The sequence below is a fragment of the Staphylococcus sp. GDY8P57P genome, from assembly GCF_017892585.1.
GTDB classification, from domain to species: domain Bacteria; phylum Bacillota; class Bacilli; order Staphylococcales; family Staphylococcaceae; genus Staphylococcus; species Staphylococcus borealis.
The window spans coordinates 1-217 of record NZ_JAESLK010000092.1; the positions used below are offsets into that span (position 1 = coordinate 1).

Genomic DNA, 217 nt, shown 5'->3' on the forward strand with positions numbered 1-217 from the left:
TAGAGGATGGTGGAAAAGTTTATAAAAAGCCTCATTACCATGTTTTGTATGTTGCTAAAAATGCGGTAACGTTAGAAAGTGTAAGAAATAAAATAAAAAGAGCTTTAGGCAATAAAGCTTTATCTCATGTGGAAATTGTAGATGGTATTGAAAGTGTTTATAAATATTTAACGCATGAAAGTAAAGACGCTATTAAGAAAAATAAACATAAATATGA

1 protein-coding gene is annotated in these 217 nt (G+C 28.1%); it reads left to right on the forward strand.

All coding sequences use genetic code 11. The features are described 5' to 3' along the window. Positions 1–217 (forward strand): Rep family protein (locus tag KA878_RS13665; RefSeq protein ID WP_245336764.1); only part of this gene is annotated, 217 nt, incomplete at both ends.